Origin of the sequence: Halomonas sp. SIMBA_159 (assembly GCF_046536035.1) — a bacterium.
In the GTDB taxonomy this organism is placed as follows: Bacteria; Pseudomonadota; Gammaproteobacteria; order Pseudomonadales; family Halomonadaceae; genus Vreelandella; species Vreelandella venusta_A.
The window spans coordinates 13,410-36,289 of the sequence record NZ_JAWJBT010000022.1; the positions used below are offsets into that span (position 1 = coordinate 13,410).

Here is a 22,880-nt window from a genome sequence, read left to right on the forward strand (position 1 = left end):
CGATGCTGGATTTTAAGGAACTCGACGCCTTTGTTTGGGCGGTGAAACTTGGCTCTTTTCGTAAAGCGGCGGTGCGTTTACACATTACGCAACCGTCGGTATCTGAGCGTATTTCGCGTTTAGAGAGCACGGTGGGCGAGTTACTTCTTGAGCGCTCGGCGCGGCCTATTCAGCCTACCATGCGTGGTAGGGAGTTTTTCCTACACGCTGAACGCATGCTGGCTCAGCGTGATGAAGCCCTCAAGCTTTTCGATAGTGAAGAAGACTTTTCCGCCCCGCTGCGGTTGGGCACGATTGAAACCATCGCCCACAGCTGGTTTCCCCGGTTCATGCAGCGCCTCACCGAGCGCTATCCCAAGCTGATCATTGAGCTGACCGTTGACTACTCTCCGGCGCTTAACGAACGCTTAACCAGCAATGAGCTGGATATCTTGCTGGCCATGAACGGTTATCTCCCGCCGGAACAGATCGACCAAGAGACGCTAAGCCCTTACGAGATGGGCATGTTCGTCTCGCCACGCCATGCTCAAATGCTGAGCGAACGCCCCCATGCTTGGTGTACCACGCTGCCGTTTATTTCTTTTGGCAAGCTGGCGCGCCCTTATGAAGAGCTGGTGAGCTATCTGGCGGCACAAGGTGTTCATCAGCCGCGTATTCATAGCGTCAGCACCCTCATGACCATTGTGCGTTTGACCACGGAAGGCTTAGGGATCGGTGCGCTGCCGGTGGCCACCGTGCTGGATGAATGGCGGCGGGGTGAGCTGTATCGTTTAGCGCTCCCCGCGCCGCTCCCGGCCATGCACTATGATGTTATTTGGCGCAGCGCGAATCATCCACGCTTCTGCCGCGGCGTTGCCCGTTTGGCGCAGGAGTGCGCGCTAGAGTATGCCGCTGAAAAGCATACCGATATTACAAACACGTGTTTTACCGGGCGCTGGGTCACCCCTAGCGCCGCTTCCTCCACCCCCAGTGCAACACCTCCATCAATATGAATAAGAGGATTTTTCCTATGCGTACCCGCTTTGCGACCCCCCTGCTTCTTGCCACTGCCTGCAGCCTTGCCGCTGCAGCGACTGCCCAGGCCGCTGAATGGACCATGGCGACGCCCTATGGGGATGCCAGCTTCCATACCCAAAACACCAAGCAGTTCGCGGAAGATGTGGCAGAAGCCACTGACGGCGAACTCACTATTACCGTACACAGCGGTGGTTCGCTGGTATCTCACGGCGAAATTAAGCCGTCTGTACGTCGCGGTACCATCGATGCCGGTGAAGTGTTCCTCTCCATTCTCTCTAACGACGACCCGATTTTTGAAGTCGACACGCTGCCCGGCGTCGCCGGTAGCTACGATGACGCCTACGCGCTGTGGGAAGCGACCAAGCCGATGATTACCGAGCTGTTCGCCTATGAAGGGCTGATTCCGCTCTACGCCGTGGCATGGCCCGCTCAGGGCATCTACACCGCCTCTCCGCTAACCGACCCGGCTCAGTTTGAAGGCCTTCGCGTACGTGCACCGAACATCAATACCCAGCGTTTTGTTAACAATCTAGGTGGTAGCCCCACCGAAACCGAAGAGTCGGATATCCCGACTGCGTTTAGCACCGGCCGCGTAGATGCCATGATTACTTCTAGTTCCACCGGTAACTCGATGGCCGCGTGGGACTACGTGACCGACTACACCGATGCCAACCTGTGGCTGCCGAAGAATATCGTCTTCATCAGCCAGCGCAGCTTTGACCGCCTGGATGAAGCGACTCAAGAAGCCCTGATGGAAGCCGCGGCGCGTGCTGAAGAGCGTGGCTGGCAGATGAGCCGTGAGAATAACGACGCGAGCCTGGCGGCTCTGCAAGAGAACGGCATTAACGTGTCTGAGCCCAATGCAGAGGTGTCCGCCGCGCTGCAAGCCGCAGGCGATACCCTGTTTTCCGATTGGCAGTCCCGTGCCGATGATGAAGCCAAAGCGGCGCTTGAAACCTACCGCGAGCAGCGTAGCAACTAAGCCACTCGTCCCCTGGGGCAGCCCGCGCGCTGCCCCTTTCTCCACGCGCTCTGTGAGACTGCGAACATGACGTTTAAATTCGACAAACTCTACCGCCTGGGTGCTTGGGGCGCAGCAGCGTGCATGGTGGCGATTTGTGCGCTGATCGCGATTCAGGTCACTTTCCGTTTAGTGGACGCACTGCTGGTGCTAGTGGGCCTCAGCCGGCTCGGGTTCAGCATTACCGGCGTGTCGGAAATGGCCTCTTATTTATTAGTCGGGGCTACTTTTTTAGGGCTTGCTTACACCTTTGTGCATCATGCCCATATTCGGGTAACGCTACTGATTTCACGCCTACCTTCAGCCGTGCGCGTTTGGTTTGAGGTCTTCGGATTGTTGATCGCGTTGGTCATCAGCGTTCTGCTGGCCTACGGCCTGATTGGTTTGGCGAGGGAAAGCCTGCAGTACAACGATGTGTCGTCGGGCTTTATGTCGATTCCCCTATGGATTCCCCAGGTAGTGCTGGCCGTTGGGGTGGGGCTGTTGGCCCTGGCGCTGTTAGAAGCGCTGTGGATGGCTGGACGCATTGCGATAAGCGACCCGTCAAGCTTCCGCGAAGCCACTTCCATCGACGATAACGAAGCGCATTAAGCGGCTACTCGGGAGATACCCTCGTGCTACTACTAAGTTTAGCGACTATGTTAACCCTGGTGCTGCTGCTGGGCAGCGGGGTGTGGATTGCCTTTGCGCTGATAGGCACCGCTTGGATTGCGCTGCAGTTTTTCAGCCCCTTTGACCCCGGCCCTATCCTGGCCTCCGATTTTTGGGGCGCAAGCTACGGCTGGGATTTAACCGCGCTGCCGATGTTTATTTGGATGGGTGAAATTCTGTTTCGCTCAGGGCTGGCAGACAATATGTTTCGTGGCCTTTCGCCCTGGTTAAACCGCCTGCCGGGTCGTTTGCTGCATACCAATATCATTGGTAGCGGCATGTTTGCGGCGGTGTGTGGTTCATCGGCGGCAACGTGCGCCACGGTGGGCAAAATGACTCTGCCGGAGCTTGAGCGCCGTGGCTACGACAGCAATATGGCCATTGGCACGCTGGCCAGTGCGTCCACGCTGGGCCTGCTGATTCCGCCCTCTATCGTGCTGATCGTTTACGGTGTGGTCACGGAGCAGTCGATCTCGCGGCTCTTTATGGCGGGCATTGGTCCCGGCTTAATGATCTTGGCGATGTTTATGACGTATCTGGTGCTGTGGGCACTGCTCAAAGGCAACCGCGAAGGCCTTACCGGTGCCGATGAATCCGACATGAGCTTTGCCGAAAAGCTGCGCAACACCTGGGCGCTGGTGCCTATTTTGCTGCTGATCGGCGGCATTATCATATCGATTTACGGCGGGCTGGCCTCGCCGACGGAGGCGGCAGCGGTGGGGGTGGTGCTGTCGATGATCATTGCCTACTTTAATGGCCATTTTAATCGCGCCATTTTTACCGACTCGCTGTTTGCCGCGGTGCGCACGGCGTGCATGATCGCCTTTATTATTGCCGGTGCGTCGTTTTTAACCTCGGCTATGGGCTTTACCCAAGTGCCGATGAAGCTCGCTCAGGCGATTGGTGAAATGGGGCTGTCGCCCACCATGCTGTTGATCGCACTGACGCTGCTGCTGCTGATTATGGGCTGCTTTCTGGACGGTATTTCGCTGATTCTGCTGGTCACGGCCATCATTATGCCGGTGGTGAGTGCAGCAGGTTTTGATTTGATTTGGTTTGGTATTTATCTGGTGATTGTGGTGGAGATGTCGCAAATCACACCGCCGGTTGGGTTTAACCTATTCGTGATTCAGGGGTTAACCGGCAAGGATATTCTGACCATCACCAAAGCCACGCTGCCCTTCTTCCTGCTGATGATGCTGGCCATTGCGCTCATGCATATCTTCCCCAGCATCGCGCTTTATCTTCCCTACGCGATGACGAGCTAAGCCTTCCCTCCACCGCCCCGCCGACAAGCGGCGGGGTTAGTGGCCATAAACCGATACACCGCCCCGGCCAGAGCGCTTGATGAAGTACATGCTCTGGTCGGCGGCGTCGATGAGTTCTCTTTCGTTGCCGAAGCCACCATCGGTCAAGCAAGCCACTCCGATTGAGACTGAGACGTAGAGCGCTTCTTGCTTAATCCTCGTCATGGGGCGCTCCTGCAAGCGCCGGGTAATACGCTCAGCAAAGCGCTTGGCGCCCTCGGCATCTTCATCGGGGAGAATCACCAAAAATTCTTCGCCCCCATAGCGTCCCGCAAGGTCGCCTACGCGTATCAGTGAGGCGAGCATCTTGCCGAAATGGGCCAATACTTGATCGCCCACCTGATGACCATATCGGTCGTTCAACACCTTAAAGTGATCCAAGTCGATAAACACCACCGACATGGTTCGTTTGGTGGTGAGGCAAAGGTGGAAACGTTCCCGTAACTGCTCCTCCAGCCAAGCGCGATTGGCCAGTTGGGTCAACGAGTCAATACGGCTGCGCTGCTCTAACTCGGCGTAGTCGCGGCGCAACGTTTCCTGTGCTTGTTGCTTGGCGTCCAAGCGCGCGCTCAGCGATAGCGCGTGTTCAAAAAGTAGCTGTTGGGCCTCTTGTAACAGCGCCACACTATTGACGACTGCTGGTGTGCTGAGATTAAGCGTGTCCATCAGCGGGGGTAGGGTGTGCTCTAAATGAGCCAGCAAGCCAGAGATCGCCCACTCGCTAGAAGGCGTTAATGCATTCAGTTGGCGCATAACGCCCGCTAAAGCTTGTGCAGGATGTGTAGATAACCAAGCATCGGCGACTGAACTAGAAACGTTAAGGCAAAGCGCTGCGTTGTCTGCCGTCTCCAGGCTATCGTGACTATGCAAAACGGACTGAACTAACTCTTCGTGGGCACCCCATTTTGCCAGCAACCAAGCGCTCACGAGCGCATGGTCGCAGCCAAAATAGCGTTTTTCCATTTGTACAATATGCATATGGGAAATGTGCTCGGTGCCGTAAAGACGTTCTGTATCAGAAGGATAAGCAGTTTGCAGAGCCAGAATGCCAATATCTTGTAATAAAGCCTTAGTAAATACACTGCCTGATTGGTGAGGACAGAGCTGCTGAGCTAGATAGCTTGCGGCAACGGCGGCTGTTAATGACCGCTGCCAAAACAATTGGGAGCCGTTCGTAGTGTGGTGGTGATCCAATAGGCTGAAGCTCAATACCGTTGCCAGGGTAACATCCAGGCCCATACGTTGGGTGGCATCGAAGCAAGAATGGGGAGGTTGTGCTGCGCGAAGATAATGCACGCTATTCGCCACGCTCATAACACGCGCTGTTAGGCCGGGGTCGTGCTCAATCGCATGCGCGTAATCGCTCAATGTTGCTTCGTCAGAGCGCGTGATATTCAGCACCTTTAATGCAACGGTCGGCAGGGATGGCAAGCCACTGCAACGCTTGAGTTTGTCGCCCAGGAAGCTTGGTAGTTGGCTAGTCAGCAACGTATGCTGATACTCATCGACGGCGTTTTGATCCGCCATGTTATCCCCCCACAGACTGCAAGGCGCAGTAAATCAAAAAGTAAGTACCGTTGACATTATTTAACATATTGTGAACCCTGCCGATATTATTATCTCTAGCATCAAAATAGTTGTGTGCCCTGAACACGTCGCGGTGCTTAGGCAGGCAAAACGAAGAAAGGCTGCTCCTAAAACTGACTAGGTGTCACACCAATGCATACAAGAAGAGAAGCAGCAGAGGTTTTTCGCCAGCTAGCAGAGGGCGTTGGCCATGGTGGAGATCCAGACTTTTTTTATAGATTAGTCGAGCAGTTAGCCCAACTTCTCACCATTGATCATGCGCTCGTTGCCGATGTCACTAACGACAATATAGCTGAAACTCTGGCCATTTGGTCAAAAGGGGCCAGGCAACCCAACATATCTTACTGTCTGACAGGAACGCCCTGTGGGACCGTAGTGGGCTATGAGCCGTGCCTGTACGCCTGTAATGTTCAGGCTAATTTTCCTGATGATGAGCTGCTTTGTCAGTTGAATGTCGAAAGCTATATGGGGTTACCTTTATTTTCCCCTAGCGGAAAGGCAATTGGCTTACTCGCTGTGCTTAGCAGTCGCCCCATGGTCTTTGATGAGCTAGAGAATGAAATTCTGCGCATCGCTGCTTCTCAAGCGGGTGCTGAACTCGGACGCCGACAAGCGGAAAGCGCGCTACGCAAAAGCGAGGCTGCAGCCAAAGAGAGTGAGCGACGGCTAAATACTCTGCTTAACCATCTGCCGGGCATGGCCTATCGCTGCTTAAATGATCAAGATTGGACCATGCAATGGGTAAGCAAAGGCGCTGAAACGCTCACCGGTTATAGCCCTGATGAGTTAGAAAACAGTCGCTTGATCAGCTATGGCTCATTAATACACTTAGAAGATCTTCCACGTGTTGTTCAAGAAGTCGAAAGCGCTGTGCAGCGTCGTCAGCCATATCGTCTAACGTTTCGGATCCGTCACCGGGATGGCAGTGAACGCTGGGTGTGGGAGCAGGGGCAAGCTATTTTTGCCGATTCGGGCGAAGTCCTCTGTTTTGAGGGTTTTATTACTGATGTCACGGACCAGCAAGAGTCGCAACGGGTCCAGCAGGCCGTAGTGAAAGTAGCCTCCACCGTAACGACAAGAGTTGGCGATGACTACTTTCAACAGCTGATTGCTACGCTCACAGGACTGCTTGAAGCTGATGCGGGGTTTATCGCACTTTTAGATCAGCCGGTGCCGTTACGAGGAGACGAGTTCGTCCATGCGGACACTCTGTTGCCGGCGACAACTGCTCATACGGTTAGTATTGTGGTGAATGGAAAGTGTAGGAAAAACCACACATTTTTGTTGCGTGATACGCCCGTTGAGAGAGTGGTCCTCGAGCAAGAGAGCGTTGTGCATCATGGCCAGCGGTTTGTCCTGCCAGGTGCCTCGTTGAATGCCCAGGCATGGATTGGACGCCGCTTAGATAACGCGAAAGGTGAAGCCATCGGTGTGATGATGGTGTTTTATCAAGCGCCGTTAACCACTAACGCTTTTGCTACATCCGTGCTGCAAATTCTCTCTAATGGTGCCGCGGCCGAGCTAGAGCGACGGCGCGACCATCGCCACATACATCACCTTGCTTACACTGACAGTATTACGGGTTTACCAAACCGCGTGCAGTTCATGGAGCATCTGTTGGTGATGGGGCAACAAGCCGAGGAGCAGAGCTCGTCATTAACGCTGCTACTGTTAGATTTACGCCGTTTTAAAGAAATTAATGATTTGCACGGTCATCAAATAGGCGACCAGCTGCTTGCTACGGTAGCGGGGCGTTTGCGCTATTTAGACTTGCCGGATGTACACTGTGCGCGTCTATCAGGAGATGAGTTTGCATTGCTGTTGCCCTGTACTGAGCGCACTAGCCTTGATGAAGTGGTTAAGCAACTTTGCGATTTAGTGAAAAGGCCAATTCGGTTGGACCACCGCGTCTTCAATTTGGATGTGAGCATTGGCTTTGCACGTTATCCTGGCGATGTCGCCAAGACCAGTGAGCTGTTTAATGCGGCCAGTATCGCGCTGCATCAAGCCAAAAAGTCCGATACCAATATCTCTTCCTATACTCTAACCATGCGCCATACGTTGGAGCGCCGCCAATGGATGACTGAGCGGCTACACGTGGCGATTTTAGAGCGGCGGCTGGAGCTTTACTTCCAGCCCCAGGTGGATCTACACACCCAAACGCTGACCGGGGCAGAAGCGCTATGCCGCTGGCACGACCCCGAGTGGGGATGGGTTAGCCCCGGTGAGTTTATTCCCCTGGCGGAGGAGCGCGGGCTGATTCGTTTACTCGGCGATTGGGTGCTGGAAGAGGCTGCCCGCCAGCTTGGCGCTTGGCAGTCGGCGGGCACGCCGCTGCCGGGTCGGCTATCGATCAATATCTCCGCGCAGCAGTTTGCCGACCCTCGGCTGACGGCTCATATTGCGACGCTTACCTCCAGCGTTTCTCCCAGTGCAATTGGCTTAGAACTAACGGAAAGCGATTTTATGCGCGATCCAGATCAAGCCATCATCATCACCCAAGCCATGCGCCAGGCCGGGTACGCACTGTTTATTGATGATTTTGGCACCGGTTACTCATCGCTCTCTTACCTGCGTCGCTTTGCCGCCGACGCGCTGAAAATCGATATCTCCTTCGTGCGCGATATGCTCGACAACCACCACGACCGGGCGATTGTGCAAACGATTATCGCCATGGCGAATGCATTAGAAATGAAAACCCTCGCCGAAGGAGTTGAAAGTGCCGCCCAAGCGGCGCTACTGGCTGACATGGGCTGTAATCAGGCTCAAGGCTACTGGTTTGGAAGACCGCTACCTGCCGATGAGTTCACCCGCACGTGGCTAAACGGCTAGACGTCATCTTCCTGTCATCATCGTTGGCATACCCTACGCGCGCCAAACCGCGACGATAGGAGTTTCCCATGCGCCTGGCCCTGTTTGATCTTGATGATACCCTCCTGGATGGAGACTGCAGCGACCGCTGGAATTTATGGATGATTGAACAAGGGTGGGTCAGCGACGCGGAGCGCTTTATGGCGCGCGCCGAGCAGATGCAGCAGGCCTACTATGCGGGTAGGCTTAAGTTGGAAGAGTACCTCGCCATGACCCTGGCACCCCTGAAGGGGCGTCGAGTTGCTGAGGTGGAGAAAGAGGTAGAGCGCTTTGTCGCCACCCATCTGCAGCCGCGTATTTTTGATCAGGCGTGGCGCTGCCTAGAAAGCCATCGAAAGGCGGGCGATACCCTGGTGCTGATCTCTGCCTCTTCCCATCATTTGGTGGCCCCTATCGCGGCGGCGCTTGGCATTGAGCATGTGCTCGCGGTGGAGCTGGAGGTCGCTACTTCTGAGGATGGGCGTGTTTACACCGGTTGTAGCCAAGGCGTGCTCTCGTACCGAGGCGGCAAGGTTATTCGCTTTCAGCAGTGGCTGGCAGAACACGCGATCACGCCAAGCCATACCACCTTCTACTCCGACTCCCGCAATGACCTGCCGCTGCTGCAGTACGTAGACTGCGCCGTGGCGGTCAATCCTGACTCGGTATTGGCCGAGGTGGCTAGCGTAGAAGGGTGGCGGCGCTTAGACTGGCGGGCCTCTGCACCTGCCGGTGCGACTGCCGCCAACGACCGTTCAGGAAAATCGGCGCATGCCTGATGCCTACTACCTACAGCTTACCGAACAGCTTCGTCACCTGATTACTCAGCATGCCGCTCAGTGGGAGGGCAAACTGCCCGCTGAGCGCGCGCTGGCCGAGCGTTTCTCCACCACCCGCGTCACCCTGCGCCAAGCGCTGGCGCAACTGGAGGGCGAGGGGCTCATCCACCGCAGCAATCGGCGCGGCTGGTTTATCTCCCCGGCCCGCTTGATGTACGACCCCACCCGCGATGCCGGTTTTAACGACTACGTGCGCGCCCAAGGCCGCCAGCCGCGTACCGCTGTGCTACAGCTGGAATCCCGCGCCCACGTACCCGCCGCCCGGGCGTTAAACCTGCCGGATGATCACGTTTTTCACCATATTCGCCGCCGCCGCTATGTGGATGACCGCGCCGTGCTGGCAGAATCACTCTGGGTGGTGCCCGAACGTGCCCCAGAGCTGCTGTCGATCTACGCAGGCCAGTCACTCTGGGGGCTACTGCGCGAGCGCTGGGGGCATCACTTGGCCAATCGCTCCATATCCATGGTGTCGGAGGCGCTGTCACCGGGCGATGCCGAAGAGCTATTTGTGGCACCAGGCACGGCGGGGCTGAATATTTGCCGCGCGATTTTCGATGACCAGCAGCGCCCGATTGAGTACGACGAAGAGCACTGGCTGCACGATTCGCTGTGCATCCGCGTTGAGCTGTCGGGCCAACAGTAGCTTTCCCGTCTAGACACAAGCTCGTCTAGACACAAGAACTTCAAGAATCGGTCAATGAAGCGTCACGGCACTGTCATTTAAGCTCGGCAAAATTCTGGTCTATACCAAACCGCTGGAGACCACCCATGTCGATGCTTCGCCGCTTGTTCCAACCCACGTTACTGGTTAGCGCTATGGCCAGTGTGTTCGCCGCCTCTGCCCAGGCCACCGAGCTGACGGTGTATACCGCCGTTGAATCCGACGACCTGCAAAAATACGCCGAGCGCTTCAACGCCGCTCATCCGGATATCACCATCAACTGGGTGCGCGACTCCACGGGCGTTATCACTGCGCGCCTGCTGGCCGAAAAAGAGAACCCCCAGGCGGATGTTATCTGGGGCCTGGCCGCCACTAGCCTGCTGGTGCTGGAAGAGGAGGGCATGCTAGAGCGCTACGCCCCACAAGGCGTTGAGAACCTCGACCCGAAATTCGTCGATGCCGCTTACCGCGACGGTGAAGACCCGGCATGGGTGGGTATGGACGCCTGGGTTGCGGCGATTTGCTACAACACCATCGAAGGAGAGCGCCAGGGCGTACCCATGCCCACCTCATGGGAAGACCTCACTCAGCCTGAATTCGAAGGCCACGTGATCATGCCCAACCCCAACTCATCAGGCACCGGCTACCTGGATGTGGCGAGCTGGCTTCAGCTGTGGGGTGAAGATCAAGGTTGGGACTACATGGACCGCCTGCACAACAACATCTCCCGCTACACCCACTCTGGTTCTGCGCCGTGCAGCCTAGCGGCTACCGGCGAAGCCGTGGTGGGCGTTTCGTTTGCCTTCCGTGGTGCTCGTCTGAAATCCCAAGGGGCGCCTATTGAGGTGGTTTTCCCTGAAGAGGGCCTGGGCTGGGATATGGAAGCCGCTGCCATTGTGGCCGGTACCGACCAGCAGGAAGCCGCCCAAACGCTGATGGATTGGGCTGTCTCCCAAGATGCCAACGAGCTTTACAACGAAGGCTATGCCGTCGTGGCCTACCCCGGTGTGGCGCAGCCCATCGAGAACTACCCGGCCGATATTGCCGAGCGCATGATTGATGCCGACTTCCAGTGGGCGGCGGTAAATCGTGAGCGCGTGTTGGCCGAATGGCAGCGCCGTTACGACAGCAAAACCGAAGAGTAAGCACCGCACAGCTGCCCCGGCCTAGGCCGGGGCTTGGAGATGTTATGCCCCCTACACTGACATCGCCGCTGTCGGCCTCCGCAGCGGCGACCCCTCATGCCACCACGACGCATCTCAGTATCGACGGTGTTACGAAGCGCTTTGGTAGCTTTACCGCGCTGGATAATATCGCGCTCGACATTCAAGAAGGTGAGTTTGTCTGCTTTCTCGGGCCATCGGGCTGCGGCAAGACCACGCTGCTGCGCACGATTGCCGGGCTTACCCGCCAGAGCGCGGGCACGCTGATTCAACGTAGTAAGGATATTTCCACGCTGCCCCCACAGGCGCGTGATTTCGGCATCGTGTTTCAGTCTTACGCGCTGTTTCCCAACCTGACTGTTTTCAACAACGTGGCCTATGGGCTGCGTAATCGTCGCGTTCCTCGGGCGGAGATTCGTTCCCGCGTCGCCGAGCTGCTGGCGCTGGTAGACCTCTCCGGCAGCGACGCCAAGTACCCGGCGGCGCTGTCTGGCGGGCAGCAGCAGCGGGTGGCGCTGGCAAGAGCGCTGGCGATGGAGCCTGGTTTGCTGCTATTAGATGAGCCGCTATCGGCGCTGGATGCGCGGGTGCGAGGGCATCTGCGCAGCCAAATCAAAGCGCTGCAGGCCCGCTTGGGAGTCACCACCATCATGGTCACCCACGACCAGGAAGAAGCGCTGACCATGGCCGACCGGATCGTGGTAATGAACCACGGCGTGATCGAGCAGGTGGGCACCCCGGCAGACATCTATCACCAGCCCGCCAGCGCTTTTGTGGCCTCGTTTATCGGCACCATGAACTTTCTGGACGTGACCGCCGCGCCGAACCATCAGGTGCAGCTGGGTAATACGCTGTGCGACTGCCTGCCCCATACGTTTGCCAAAGGGCGGCCCGCACAGCTTGCCATTCGCCCAGAAGCAGTGGCCCTGACCCGCCAGCCCGGCACGTTGATAGGTGAGGTCACCGGCATCGAATTTTTGGGGGCGTTTCAGCGCGTCTCGCTACGCATAGCGGGCACTGAGCAATGTGTGCTTGCCGATGTGCCCAGTCGAGACAGCGCGAAGCTGTCGCTCAAGATAGGGCAGGTGGTTGGCCTTCATCTACCTGGGGATGCGGCGCGTTTATACCCGCCGGGGAGCTGTCAGTCATGAGAGCGCTCGCGAGCATTCCCTCACTGAGCAGGCTGTCGCCCGAAGCGCTGATTCGTTTATTGGTGCTACTGGCAGGCGTCGCGCTGCTGGTGATAGGGCTACTGTTTCCGCTGTTCGCCATGCTGGTCAAAAGCGTGCAGGACCGCAGCGGCGATTTTATCGGCATCGCTAACTTCGCCCAGTATTTTCAGACCCCGGCGCTGGTGAACTCGATTGCCAACTCGATTCGCGTGGCGCTGACCACCACGGTGATTGTCGTGGGGCTAGCGTTTCTTTGTGCCTACGGGATTACCCGTACCTGCATGCCGGGCAAGCGGCTGTTTCGGATGCTGGCCATTCTGCCTATTTTGGCGCCTTCACTGCTGCCCGCAATCAGTTTAGTGTATCTATTTGGCAATCAAGGCTTTCTGCGTGACGTGCTGATGGGGGAGACGATTTATGGCCCTATAGGCATCGTGCTGGGCATGAGCTTCTGGATTTTCCCTCATGCTCTGATGCTGCTCACCACAGCGTTGACTCACAGCGATGCGCGGCTCTACGAAGCCGCCGACGCGCTGGGTACGCCCAAATGGCGCACTTTTTTGACCATCACCCTACCTGGAGTGCGCTACGGGCTGATTTCCTGCCTGTTCGTCGTGTTTACCCTAGCGATCACCGATTTTGGCGTGCCGAAAATCATCGGCGGCCAGTTCAGCGTGCTAGCCACCGATGTTTACCGACAAGTCGTGGGGCAGCAAAACTTTCAGATGGGCGCGGTGGTGAGTGTGATTCTACTGCTGCCTGCGGTGCTCTCGTTTATGGTTGACCGCTGGATTCAGCGGCGGCAGGTGGCGCAGCTTTCTGCCCGCGCCGTGCCGTGGCAGCCCACGCCCAGCCCGCTGCGCGATGGCCTGTTTGCGCTGCTGTGCTACGCCGTGGCGGGGGTTATTTTGCTGGTGATTGGCACCGCGATTTACGCCTCGCTGGTGCAGTTCTGGCCCTATAATTTAGCGCTGACGCTGCAGCACTATACGTTCCAAGGGTTGGCAGGCGGCGGCTGGGAAGCGTGGTTCAATTCGCTGAAGCTGGCCTTTAGCGTGGCGCTGATCGGAACGCTGGTGATCTTCTTCAACGCCTGGCTGATTGAAAAAAGCGACGGCTACCGCCCGCTGCGCCAGGGGCTGCACCTGATGGCCATGCTGCCGATGGCGGTGCCCGGCATGGTGCTGGGGCTGGCCTATATCTTCTTTTTCAACCAGGCGGGCAACCCGTTCAACTGGCTGTACGGCACCATGACGATTTTGGTGCTCAATACGCTGGTGCACTTCTATACGGTTTGCCACCTCACTTCGGTGACGGCGCTAAAGCAGCTCGACCCAGAGTTCGAGGCTGTGGGCGCGTCGCTAAAAGTGCCTTTCTGGACCACTTTTCGCCGCGTGACGCTGCCGGTCTCGCTGCCTGCCGTGCTGGATATCTCGGTGTACCTCTTCGTAAATGCGATGACGACCGTCTCAGCCGTGGTGTTTCTCTATAACAGCGATACGCGGCTGGCATCGGTGGCGGTGCTGCACCTGGATGAAGCGGGTTACTTCGCCAGCGCGGCGGCCATGGCAGTGCTGATCTTCTTTACTTCACTGGTGGTGAAACTGCTGCACGCAGCGCTCACGCACGTTTTTCTCAACAACGCACAGCGCTGGCGCCAGGCGGGCTAGACAGCCCGCCGCACCAACCGCTAACCTGTGTGGATTATCTGGTATAGACCAAAAATGACGCCTCTAACTGCTCCCTATTTACTCACCCCCGGGCCGCTCACTACATCGGCCAAGACCAAAGCCGCCATGCTGAATGACTGGGGCTCCTGGGATGACGACTTTAACCAAGTCACGGCCGACGTGCGTGCTCAGCTGCTGACAATGGCCGATGCCGCCGATAGCGAGTTTGCCTGCGTGCCTATGCAGGGCAGCGGCACCTTCGCGGTAGAGAGCGCGCTGGCCTGCGCCGTCGCCCCCCACGGCAAAGCTTTGGTGCTGATGAATGGTGCTTACGGCAAGCGCGCAGCGCAGCTGCTGCACATGATGGGCCGCCGCTACGTCACGCTGGATAAGGGCGATTACTTACCGCCCCAGCCGGACGAGGTCGATGCTCTGCTCCACCAAGATCCCGAGATCAGCGCCGTTTTCCTGGTGCACTGCGAGACCAGCTCCGGCATTTTGAACCCGCTGGAGGCTATCGCGGAAGTAGTGCATGCCCACGGCAAAACGCTGATCGTGGACGCGATGAGCTCCTTCGGCGGGGTGCCGCTGAGCCTGTCTCAAACGCCCATCGACGTGCTGATCTCCTCGGCCAATAAGTGCATCGAAGGCGTGCCGGGGTTTGGGTTCGTGATTATCCGCCGCGAGCTGCTCGAAGCGGGGGAAGGTCGCGCCCATTCGCTTAGCCTGGACCTTCATGCGCAGTGGGCCTATATGGAGCGCACCGGCCAGTGGCGCTTTACGCCGCCCACCCATACCGTGGTGGCGTTTCAATCAGCCCTTGCCCAGCACCGCGCAGAGGGCGGCGTGGCAGGCCGCTGTGCCCGCTACACCCAAAACCGCGATGTGCTGGTAGCGGGTATGCGTGCGCTGGGATTTAGTACCCTGCTGGAGGATCGCTGGCTGTCGCCGATCATTACCACGTTCTTAAGCCCCAACGACCCCTCCTTTGCGTTCCAGGATTTTTACGCCGCGCTCAAAGCGCGTGGTTTTTTGATCTATCCCGGCAAGCTGACAGAAGTAGATAGCTTTCGCATTGGCTGTATCGGCCAGCTGGATGTCGCGGTGATCGACACCCTGCTGCTGGCCATTCAAGACGCGCTGAGTGAAATGGGCGTCTCTCTTTCACCGCATCGTTCACCTCATCTTTCAACTCATCTTTCACCTCAAGCATGGAGCGCCTAATGAACTACGACTCTCCTCGCCGCCTGCAGGCGGTCATCTGCGACTGGGCAGGCACACTGGTGGATTTCGGCTCGTTTGCCCCCACCCAAATCTTTGTCGAAGCTTTTGCCGAGCTGGGGGTGACGATCAGCCTGGAAGAGGCGCGCGGGCCCATGGGCATGGGCAAGTGGGACCATATCCGCACCCTGTGCAATCAGCCGGAGATCGCCGAACGCTTCACGCAAGCGGTCGGCCATGCGCCCAGCGATGATGATGTCACGGCCCTTTATGAGCGCTTCATGCCGCTCCAGATCGCCAAAATTGCCGACCATTCGGCGGTTATTCCCGGTGCGCTGGATACGTTGTTGGCCCTGCGTAGCCAAGGGCTGAAGATTGGTTCCTGCTCGGGCTATCCGGCCGTGGTCATGGAAAAAGTGGTGACGTTGGCGGCGGAAAAGGGGCTTGAGGTCGATCACGTGGTGGCCACCGACGAGGTGCCCAATGGCCGCCCGCACCCCGCCCAGGCGTTGGCAAACGTGATGGCGCTGGGCGTGAACGACGTGGCCGCCTGTATCAAGGTGGACGACACCACGCCGGGGATTCTAGAAGGCCGCAGCGCGGGCATGTGGACGGTAGCGCTGACCTGTTCGGGCAATGCGTTAGGGCTTGATTATGCGCAGTACCAAGCGCTGAGCGCTGCCGAGCGTCAGGCGGCTCATGAGCGGGTTGCCGCTCAGTTTGCTACCTCCCAGCCCCACTACTGCATTCCCACCATTGCCGAGCTGCCCAGGGTGATTGAGCAGATTACCGCTCGCCTGCAGCAAGGGGAGCGGCCTTGAGCCCAGCGGCGCTCGCCTTGGTGCTGGTCTCGGTGTGTATGCACGCCGGGTGGAACGTGCTGGGCAAACGCAACACGCCCTCGCTGGGGGCGTTTGTGCTGGCCTATGGTGCAGGCGGGGTAGTGATGCTGCCGCTGTTAGTGCTGGGGCCATCGCTTATGGCGCTGCCGGGGTCGTTTTGGGGGTGGCTGGCCCTCTCGGGATTATGCCAGATGCTTTATATGGGCGGCTTAGCCTGGGCCTATGCGCGAGGGGAAGTGAGCGTGCTTTACCCCATCGCCAGGGCACTGCCTGTGGTGCTGGTGCCTTTGGTCTCCATCGCGTTACTAGGCAGCCGCGTGCTGGATGCCTGGGACGGTTTGGGAATGGCGTTAGTGGTGGCGGGGGCGCTCTGCCTGCCGCTTAGCCACCCGGAGGCGCGTCGGTTTTCCACCTATTTCACCCCCGCCATGGGGTTTGCGCTGCTGGCAGCGGCGGGAACGGTGGGCTATTCGCTCATCGATAAGCAGGCCTTAGGGCTCATGCAGGGCGCTGGGCACAGCGGGCTCACCGCCGGGGCCGTCTTTATGGTGCTGCAAGCGGTGATGACGCTGACTTGGGCGTTACCGCTGCTGGCGCTGCTGCCTGCCGAGCGCCGCCGCCTGCCCGCACTTCGCCAGCAGGGCCTGGCGATGCTAATCACCACCGGGCTGATGATGACCTGCACCTACGGCCTCGTGCTGATGGCCATGGCGATGACCGACGAGGTGAGCTACGTGGTCGCCCTGCGCCAGCTATCGATTCCGGTAGGTGTGTTGATGGGTGTGCTATGGCTAAAAGAGCCCGCTTCCACCGCTAAAACACTCGGCACCTTGGTGATGCTGGCGGGGTTGGTGATGGTGGCGCTGTAGTCGCGCCGCCTGCTAGCTCTCTCAACTAGAGCGCCTGCCACACCAAGTTAATCCCCACTAAGAACATGGCGATGATCACGAGGCGGTAAAACAGCTTTTCATTGACGCGACTCTGTAGCCAAAGACCGTTACGTACCCCGATCCACGCGACAGGCACCAGCAGCAGCGAGGCCCAGGCGCTGGTCATATTGACCTCGCCCAGCCACATATACGGGCCAAGTTTGATGGAGTTCACTACGGCGTAGGTCACTGTGCAGGTGGCAATAAACGTCTCTTTAGTGAGCTTGCGCGGCATCAGGTACATATTCATAGGCGGCGCGCCCGCGTGGGCAATAAAGCTGGTAAAGCCGCATACGCTTGCGGCGGGCAGCGCCCAGTAGGTGGAAATGGGTTTCTTCGCCACGGGTTTGAGCAGCATATAGGTCGCAAACACGACCGAGAGAATGCCCAGCACCAGCCGCACGCCCTGCTCGCTTAGGCTGCCGAACAGCAGCGTTCCTACCGTCACGCCAATGAACAGCCCCGGCACAAAGCGCCATACCTCCGCGCTATCGTGCTTTCCCCACCATGCTTTGACGGCAAACGCATCCATCACCAGTAACAGGGGCAGCAGCAGCCCCGCTGCCTGGGTGGGGCTAATCGCCAGCGCCATCAACGGCACCGAGAGCGTACCGAAGCCGCCCGCAAAGCCCCCTTTAGAGACGCCGGTGAGATAGACAGAAAAAATGATCAACAGCCAGGCGATAAGGGAGTATTCGGGGAGCATGGGAGCCTCACAGGGTATTCAAAAGCGACCGACATAAAAAAGCCCCGCAGCAGCGGGGCACCCTAGGATAACATTAGATAAAAGTTAGCGGGCGAATAGAAAGGCAGCCGTGCCTTGCCATCACGTTGATTACAAAATAATCAGCGTCGCCAGCCCCAAGAACGATAGAAAGCCGACGACATCCGTAACGGTGGTCAGGATCACCGCGCCGGATAGAGCAGGGTCAATTTGCAGCCGTTTGAGCACCAGTGGGATCAGTACGCCAGACACATTGGCGAGGCTCATGTTGATAAAAATCGCCAGCGTGATGACGAGGGTGATCAGCGGGTCGCTAAACCACAGGTAGGAAATGCCGCCTACCACCAGGGCCCATACCAAGCCATTACTCATGCCCACCCACAGCTCTTTGTTATAGAGCCACTGCTTGTTATTACCCGCAATTTGCCCAAGCGCCAAGCCGCGAATGACCACCGTTAGCGTCTGGCTGCCTGCAATCCCGCCCATGCTGGCGACCACCGGCATCAGGATGGCGAGGGCGACGATTTGATCCAGCACCGCTTCAAACTGCCCGATCACAAAGGCAGCTAGAAAGGCGGTTAGCAAGTTGATGCCCAGCCAAATGCCGCGGCTTTTGGCACTGCGCAGAATCGGGGTGAACACTTCTTCTTCGTCACTAACGCCGGACATGTGTTTCAAGGTCATGTCCGCATCGTCTTGGGTAATTTCCAGTACGTCGGCGGCGTTCAACTGGCCTACCAGTAGCCCGTCGCTGTTACACACCGGCACGAAGGGCAGCTCTTTAGAGCGCAGCAGGGCGGCGGCGTCGCTCACCTTCATCTGGTCATTCAGCGTGTAGGGAGCATCGTCCATGAACGCGTCGACGGTGCTCTCTTGGGGCTGTTTAACCAAATCGATCAGCGTCAAGGTGCCCAGCAGGCGCTTGTCTTTATCGGTGATCATGACCTGCTGGGAGTCGTCGTCCAACAGGTGGTGAATGCGGATATAGCGCTGTACCGCTTCCAGCGATACGCCTTGCTTTACATTGACCGTCTCCGGGTCCATGTAGCGGCCGACCATGTCCTCTTCGTAGGCATAAAGGTTCTCGACCTGGGCGCGAATTTCCTGGTCCAGGCTGGCATAGACGGTGGTTTTGATCTCTTCGTCGGCGACATCGAGAACCTCGGCGACTTCCTGGGCGTCCAGGCCCTTAACAATTTGCTCAACGTCGCTGGCACTTAGGTCTTCGATGTAATCGGCGCGAATGTCCTCATCGACTTCGGCCAGCACCTCGCCGAGCATCGTTTCTGGAATGTACTCCCATAGCCGGTCACGGGTTTTGGCGGGAAAAGACTCAAGGGTGCGCGCAATCGCTAAAATATCGAGCTCATTAAACAGCTCGTTTAAGGCTGCTGTATCTTCTTCATCTAGTAACTTTTGAAGATACAGCAGCTGCTCCTCGGTGTTGGTGTATTTCTCTTCATCGCGCATAGAGTCCATCCTTTGGTCATTAATTTTTTAACACAACTACTTGAAAGCGCTTGATGGCTCACTATGAATCTTATCGGCAGGCGGGGTTGAAAGCCATGAAGGCTTTTTTACCCTCATGGCAAGGAGCGGCTAATCGCGAAGGGGATACCTGGGCGTTTTAGTGCCGAGTTGCAAAGGCCACGCGCACGCCATGTTGAAGCCGCTGCTGTGCAGAAACAGGCGGTATTGGGTTGCCAATCATCTCATCGGCCGCATCAGCCCAGGTGAGAATGCCGTGGGTAAAACCCAGCGGCGCCAGCGCGCGGCTTACCCACTGGGTACCGCTAAACCGCTTTGTTTCGCCCTGTGGGTTGACTAGTAAGCTGACCGATTCATCGCGGTGCAGGCGCACGATATACCAGCCCATATCGATGCCATGCAGCTCAACGTCAGGCAGTGGTGCGGTCAGTTGGGAAAGCTCATCCAGGGTTAAACGAGGAGGGAGTGGTGAAGACATAGCGGCACCTCATTGGCTCAACTGTGTTTATGTAGAGTCTAATGAGTGTGATGGATTTGTATAGCTTTTGATGGGCAAGGGGTCAACCGTCCGCGCACGGATCGTCATATAATGGTCGTGAATACGTCACTGTTAATTCATCTTTACCTAATAGGCTCCTCCAGACGTAGACGTCCGCTCTGACCAGCGATGACAAGGGGAGCATCATGAGCAAGGAAATCGAAGATCACCGCCTGTTTAACCACAGCCACAACCAGCCGTTTGCCGAGGTGTTGGCTCAGCACGTCTCCCGGCGCGACGTAATGCGGGGTGGCCTAGGGTTGGCGGCGGCTTCTATGCTGGGGTTTGGCGGTGCCGCGCAAGCACTCGCAGGCGAGCAGGCGAAAACGCCGCTAACCCTCGCGTTTGAAGCGGTGCGTGGTTCTCGTACCGATGCCATCGTTGTGCCGGAAGGATACGTGGCTCAAGTGTTAGTGCCCTGGGGCACGCCGCTGCAGGCAGGCCAGGAGTGGCAGGCCGACCAGCCCATGACGCCCGAGCGTCAAGCAACAAGCGTGGGCATGCACCACGACGGCATGGCTGGTTTTGCCCTAGATGCGGATAACGCCTCGCGCCGTTTTGTGCTGGCGCTGAATAACGAGTACATCGACCAAGACGCCCTATGGGCACCCCAAGGCGGGCCGACCAATGCCGAAGCAGGCGCGCGGCCCGCAGACGAATCGCGCACCGAAATCAATGCCCACGGCGTCACGTTGGTCGAAGTTGAGAAAGACGCTAACGGCCAGTGGTCTCACGTTGCCAATTCGCCCTATAACCGCCGCTTCACCAGCGCGACGGTGATGGATCTGGCAGGCCCCGTGGCTGCAAGCGACTATGTGAAAACCCAGTTCTCCCCTAACGGCACACAAACCCGCGGCACCAATAACAACTGCGGTAACGGCGTGACGCCCTGGGGCACCTATATCGCCTGTGAAGAGAACTGGCCCGATATTTTCGTCAACCGTGGTGAGCGCTTCCAAGATGATGCGCGCATCGGTATACCCACGGATAAAAGCCGCTATGGCTGGGACACCTCGGCGGGCGATGCTAGTGAGCAGAACGAAGAGTTCGCCCGCTTTGATATCACCCCACGTGGTGAGCGCGCCGAAGATGACTACCGCAACGAAGCGCGCACCTTCGGCTATCAAGTCGAAGTCGACCCTTACACCGGTGCTCGCGCGGTGAAGCGCACGGCGCTAGGGCGTTTTCGTCATGAAGGGTGCTGGCTGGGTAAATTAGAAGCGGGCAAGCCCATCGTGTTCTATTCAGGTCACGATGCTCGTAACGAATATGTCTATAAGTATGTCTCTGATACCGCCTGGGATCCCGCCGACGCCAACCGCCCCGGCGCAGAGTACGACCGCCTCGCCATTGGCAGTAAGTACATGGATAACGGCACGCTCTACGTGGCGCGCTTTCATGCCGATGGCAGCGGCGAGTGGATGCCGCTCACACCAAGCGCCAAGACCCAGGATGGCCGCACGCTGGCCGCCGCACTTGGTCTGGCCGAGAACGACCTGGCGGGCATTATCATCAACACCTGCGATGCCGCCGACCTGCTGGGCGCCACGCCGATGGATCGCCCCGAGTGGGCCACGGTAGACCCGGCCTCCGGTGAGGTGTATCTCACCCTGACGAACAACACCCAGCGCAGTGAAGAGGGCACCGATGCCACCTTCACCAACGACGGCAGCGAGCTTACCCAGCCGGGCGTTGGCTTCGCTACCGCCCCTGCGAACGCTTCCAACCCCCGCGCCAATAACGAGGCCGGGCACGTGATTCGTTGGCGGGAGAGCCGCTTGCCCAACGCCTTTACCTGGGAAGTGTTTGTGTTCGGCGTAGCGGCCGATGACGCGGATAACCACTCCGGGCTAAACGAGATGAACCAGTTCGCCAGCCCCGATGGCCTGTGGTTCGATGAGCGTGAAGACGGCCAAGGCATTCTCTGGATTCAGACCGACAACGGCTATGAAGGCGTCACCGAGCACACCAACGACCAGCTACTTGCCGTGGTGCCCCAAGGTTTAGAGGATATTCGCGGTACGGGTCCGGTGATCAACAGCAGCAACCAGCAGCAGCTCAAACGCTTTGCGGTGGGCCCGAACGGCTGCGAAGTCACCGGTATCTTTGCCACGCCGGATAAAACCGCGCTGTTTATCAATATTCAGCACCCTGGCAACTGGCCAGCGGATGCTAACGCGCTGGTGCAAGACGCCACCGTCGAGGCGAGTGGGCAAGTGCGCCCTCGTGCGGCTACCGTGGTGATTCAGAAGCGTGATGGTGGGCCGGTGGGGGTGTAAATTCTAGTGAGATAGTGGCTAGATTTGAGCAGCCAGTAGTTAACTAATCACGAAGAGCGTCGAGCCTTACTAGGTGCGACGCTATTTTTATTGGATTGGCTCGCCTTTCCAAAGTCATATAGAACATGTCGATCCGAGTGAGGGGGGAGAGGCTTTGTGCAAGAGGGAGTTCACATCATTGGTGATTCGATGATGTTGCTAGCCGACTAACTTGATGCCGCACTCAATTCGCTTTCACCTTCATAGGTAAGGTTGGTTTCCCAGCTTTCACTGCTAACGGCTATTGCTGCATGAATACCGGCGGTGTCGCCTGCTTTGAAGGCAGCATATATCGCTTTGTGATCCTTCAAGGCGGTTTCTGGCAGTGAGCGCATGGAGGTTTCCAGCGCGGCTTCGATCAGTTGCAGTAAGGTTTCGCCGACGCGGATGGTCATGGGGTTATGGGTGCTGTGCAGAATGGCGCGATGAAAGGCGATATCGTGCTGAGACGTTTGTGCCCCTACACGGATCGCTTCTTCCATGGCGTCGATACTCTGCTGAATGCGTTGGTGATCCTCAGCTGTGGCGCAATGCATGGCTTGAAGGGTATACGCTGGTTCAAACATAAGACGGAATTCCAACACGTCTCGCGTCATGCCGCGCGCCAGGATCATCCCGAACGCCATTGGATCGACGAGCGGTGTGCCAGGTTCGCGGCGAATCATGGTGCCCTGACCCCTTTTGACTTCGACAATCCCTATCGCTTGCAGCATCTTGATGGCTTCACGCACACTGGATTTACCAATGCCCAGGGTGTGAGTGAGCTCCGTTTCTGAGGGCAGGTAATCGCCTGGCTTAAGATCGCCTCGTATTAGGGCGCTTTTAATACGCTCTAGCAGCTGCAGCGCAACGGAACTGCGATCCATCGAATCTCCAAAAGAG

The 22,880-nt window shown here is 57.7% G+C and carries 19 protein-coding genes; 14 read left to right on the plus strand and 5 right to left on the minus strand.

Translation table 11 applies throughout. The annotated features are described in order from the left end of the window. Positions 1 to 2 precede the first annotated feature (2 nt). The 4 genes from R0J87_RS14640 to R0J87_RS14655 all read left to right on the plus strand — a co-directional run bounded on the left by R0J87_RS14640 (position 3) and on the right by R0J87_RS14655 (position 3,957). Entirely contained in the window at positions 3 to 992 is a 990-nt protein-coding gene (locus R0J87_RS14640) for a LysR family transcriptional regulator (RefSeq protein WP_404344057.1), read from the plus strand. A 17-nt stretch (positions 993 to 1,009) separates the two neighbouring features. Further along, positions 1,010 to 1,999, plus strand: a complete 990-nt coding sequence (locus tag R0J87_RS14645) for a TRAP transporter substrate-binding protein (RefSeq protein ID WP_498887028.1) — start codon at positions 1,010 to 1,012, stop codon at positions 1,997 to 1,999. Positions 2,000 to 2,065: 66 nt separating this feature from the next. Next, a complete protein-coding gene (locus R0J87_RS14650; RefSeq protein ID WP_498887030.1) occupies positions 2,066 to 2,629 on the plus strand; it encodes a TRAP transporter small permease in 564 nt (187 codons plus the stop codon). A 23-nt stretch (positions 2,630 to 2,652) separates the two neighbouring features. Further along, the gene (locus tag R0J87_RS14655) at positions 2,653 to 3,957 is read left to right on the plus strand and encodes a TRAP transporter large permease (protein WP_404344051.1); all 1,305 of its coding nucleotides are present in this window, start codon (positions 2,653 to 2,655) and stop codon (positions 3,955 to 3,957) included. A 36-nt stretch (positions 3,958 to 3,993) separates the two neighbouring features. On the opposite strand, the gene R0J87_RS14660 is transcribed toward R0J87_RS14655, so the two are convergent. Then, complete coding sequence (locus R0J87_RS14660; protein ID WP_498887032.1) at positions 3,994 to 5,523, minus strand: sensor domain-containing diguanylate cyclase; 1,530 nt, start codon at positions 5,521 to 5,523, stop codon at positions 3,994 to 3,996. A 192-nt stretch (positions 5,524 to 5,715) separates the two neighbouring features. Here R0J87_RS14660 and R0J87_RS14665 point away from each other — a divergent pair, with 192 nt between their 5' ends. From R0J87_RS14665 to R0J87_RS14705, 9 genes are all read left to right on the plus strand, one after another. Continuing rightward, the gene (locus R0J87_RS14665; RefSeq protein WP_498887034.1) at positions 5,716 to 8,415 is read left to right on the plus strand and encodes an EAL domain-containing protein; all 2,700 of its coding nucleotides are present in this window, start codon (positions 5,716 to 5,718) and stop codon (positions 8,413 to 8,415) included. Between the two features lie 68 nt (positions 8,416 to 8,483). Beyond that, positions 8,484 to 9,212, plus strand: a complete 729-nt coding sequence (locus tag R0J87_RS14670; protein ID WP_498887035.1) for an HAD family hydrolase — start codon at positions 8,484 to 8,486, stop codon at positions 9,210 to 9,212. Then, positions 9,205 to 9,915 carry a UTRA domain-containing protein gene (locus R0J87_RS14675; protein WP_404464330.1) on the plus strand — a complete coding sequence of 237 codons (711 nt, stop codon included), beginning with the start codon at positions 9,205 to 9,207 and terminating at the stop codon, positions 9,913 to 9,915. Before R0J87_RS14670 ends, R0J87_RS14675 begins: the two co-directional genes overlap by 8 nt. Positions 9,916 to 10,040: 125 nt before the next feature. Then, positions 10,041 to 11,078 (plus strand): putative 2-aminoethylphosphonate ABC transporter substrate-binding protein, encoded by a 1,038-nt coding sequence (locus R0J87_RS14680; RefSeq protein WP_498887036.1) that lies wholly within the window; start codon positions 10,041 to 10,043, stop codon positions 11,076 to 11,078. A 44-nt stretch (positions 11,079 to 11,122) separates the two neighbouring features. Continuing rightward, on the plus strand, positions 11,123 to 12,247 hold the full coding sequence (locus R0J87_RS14685) for a putative 2-aminoethylphosphonate ABC transporter ATP-binding protein (protein WP_498887037.1): 1,125 nt from the start codon (positions 11,123 to 11,125) through the stop codon (positions 12,245 to 12,247). Then, positions 12,244 to 13,938 (plus strand): putative 2-aminoethylphosphonate ABC transporter permease subunit, encoded by a 1,695-nt coding sequence (locus R0J87_RS14690; protein WP_498887039.1) that lies wholly within the window; start codon positions 12,244 to 12,246, stop codon positions 13,936 to 13,938. Before R0J87_RS14685 ends, R0J87_RS14690 begins: the two co-directional genes overlap by 4 nt. 54 nt (positions 13,939 to 13,992) lie before the next feature. Beyond that, positions 13,993 to 15,162 (plus strand): 2-aminoethylphosphonate--pyruvate transaminase, encoded by a 1,170-nt coding sequence (locus R0J87_RS14695; RefSeq protein ID WP_498887041.1) that lies wholly within the window; start codon positions 13,993 to 13,995, stop codon positions 15,160 to 15,162. Then, positions 15,162 to 15,980, plus strand: a complete 819-nt coding sequence (gene phnX, locus R0J87_RS14700) for a phosphonoacetaldehyde hydrolase (protein ID WP_498887042.1) — start codon at positions 15,162 to 15,164, stop codon at positions 15,978 to 15,980. Before R0J87_RS14695 ends, phnX begins: the two co-directional genes overlap by 1 nt. After that, positions 15,977 to 16,870: an EamA family transporter gene (locus tag R0J87_RS14705; RefSeq protein ID WP_498887044.1), complete on the plus strand. Its 894-nt coding sequence runs from the start codon at positions 15,977 to 15,979 to the stop codon at positions 16,868 to 16,870. The genes phnX and R0J87_RS14705 overlap by 4 nt, the downstream gene beginning before the upstream one ends. A gap of 25 nt (positions 16,871 to 16,895) precedes the next feature. Here the strand turns inward: R0J87_RS14705 and R0J87_RS14710 are convergent, their stop codons facing one another. From R0J87_RS14710 to R0J87_RS14720, 3 genes are all read right to left on the minus strand, one after another. After that, entirely contained in the window at positions 16,896 to 17,636 is a 741-nt protein-coding gene (locus tag R0J87_RS14710; RefSeq protein ID WP_498887045.1) for a sulfite exporter TauE/SafE family protein, read from the minus strand. Positions 17,637 to 17,765: 129 nt separating this feature from the next. Then, on the minus strand, positions 17,766 to 19,124 hold the full coding sequence (gene mgtE / locus R0J87_RS14715) for a magnesium transporter (protein WP_498887046.1): 1,359 nt from the start codon (positions 19,122 to 19,124) through the stop codon (positions 17,766 to 17,768). Positions 19,125 to 19,281: 157 nt separating this feature from the next. After that, positions 19,282 to 19,620 (minus strand): DUF6482 family protein, encoded by a 339-nt coding sequence (locus tag R0J87_RS14720; RefSeq protein ID WP_404464321.1) that lies wholly within the window; start codon positions 19,618 to 19,620, stop codon positions 19,282 to 19,284. Positions 19,621 to 19,826: 206 nt separating this feature from the next. On the opposite strand from R0J87_RS14720, the gene R0J87_RS14725 reads away from it, so the two are divergent. Beyond that, positions 19,827 to 21,959, plus strand: a complete 2,133-nt coding sequence (locus R0J87_RS14725; protein ID WP_498887048.1) for a PhoX family protein — start codon at positions 19,827 to 19,829, stop codon at positions 21,957 to 21,959. 206 nt (positions 21,960 to 22,165) lie between these two features. Here R0J87_RS14725 and R0J87_RS14730 read toward each other — a convergent pair whose 3' ends face one another. Continuing rightward, on the minus strand, positions 22,166 to 22,864 hold the full coding sequence (locus R0J87_RS14730; protein WP_498887049.1) for a FadR/GntR family transcriptional regulator: 699 nt from the start codon (positions 22,862 to 22,864) through the stop codon (positions 22,166 to 22,168). Positions 22,865 to 22,880: the final 16 nt, after the last annotated feature.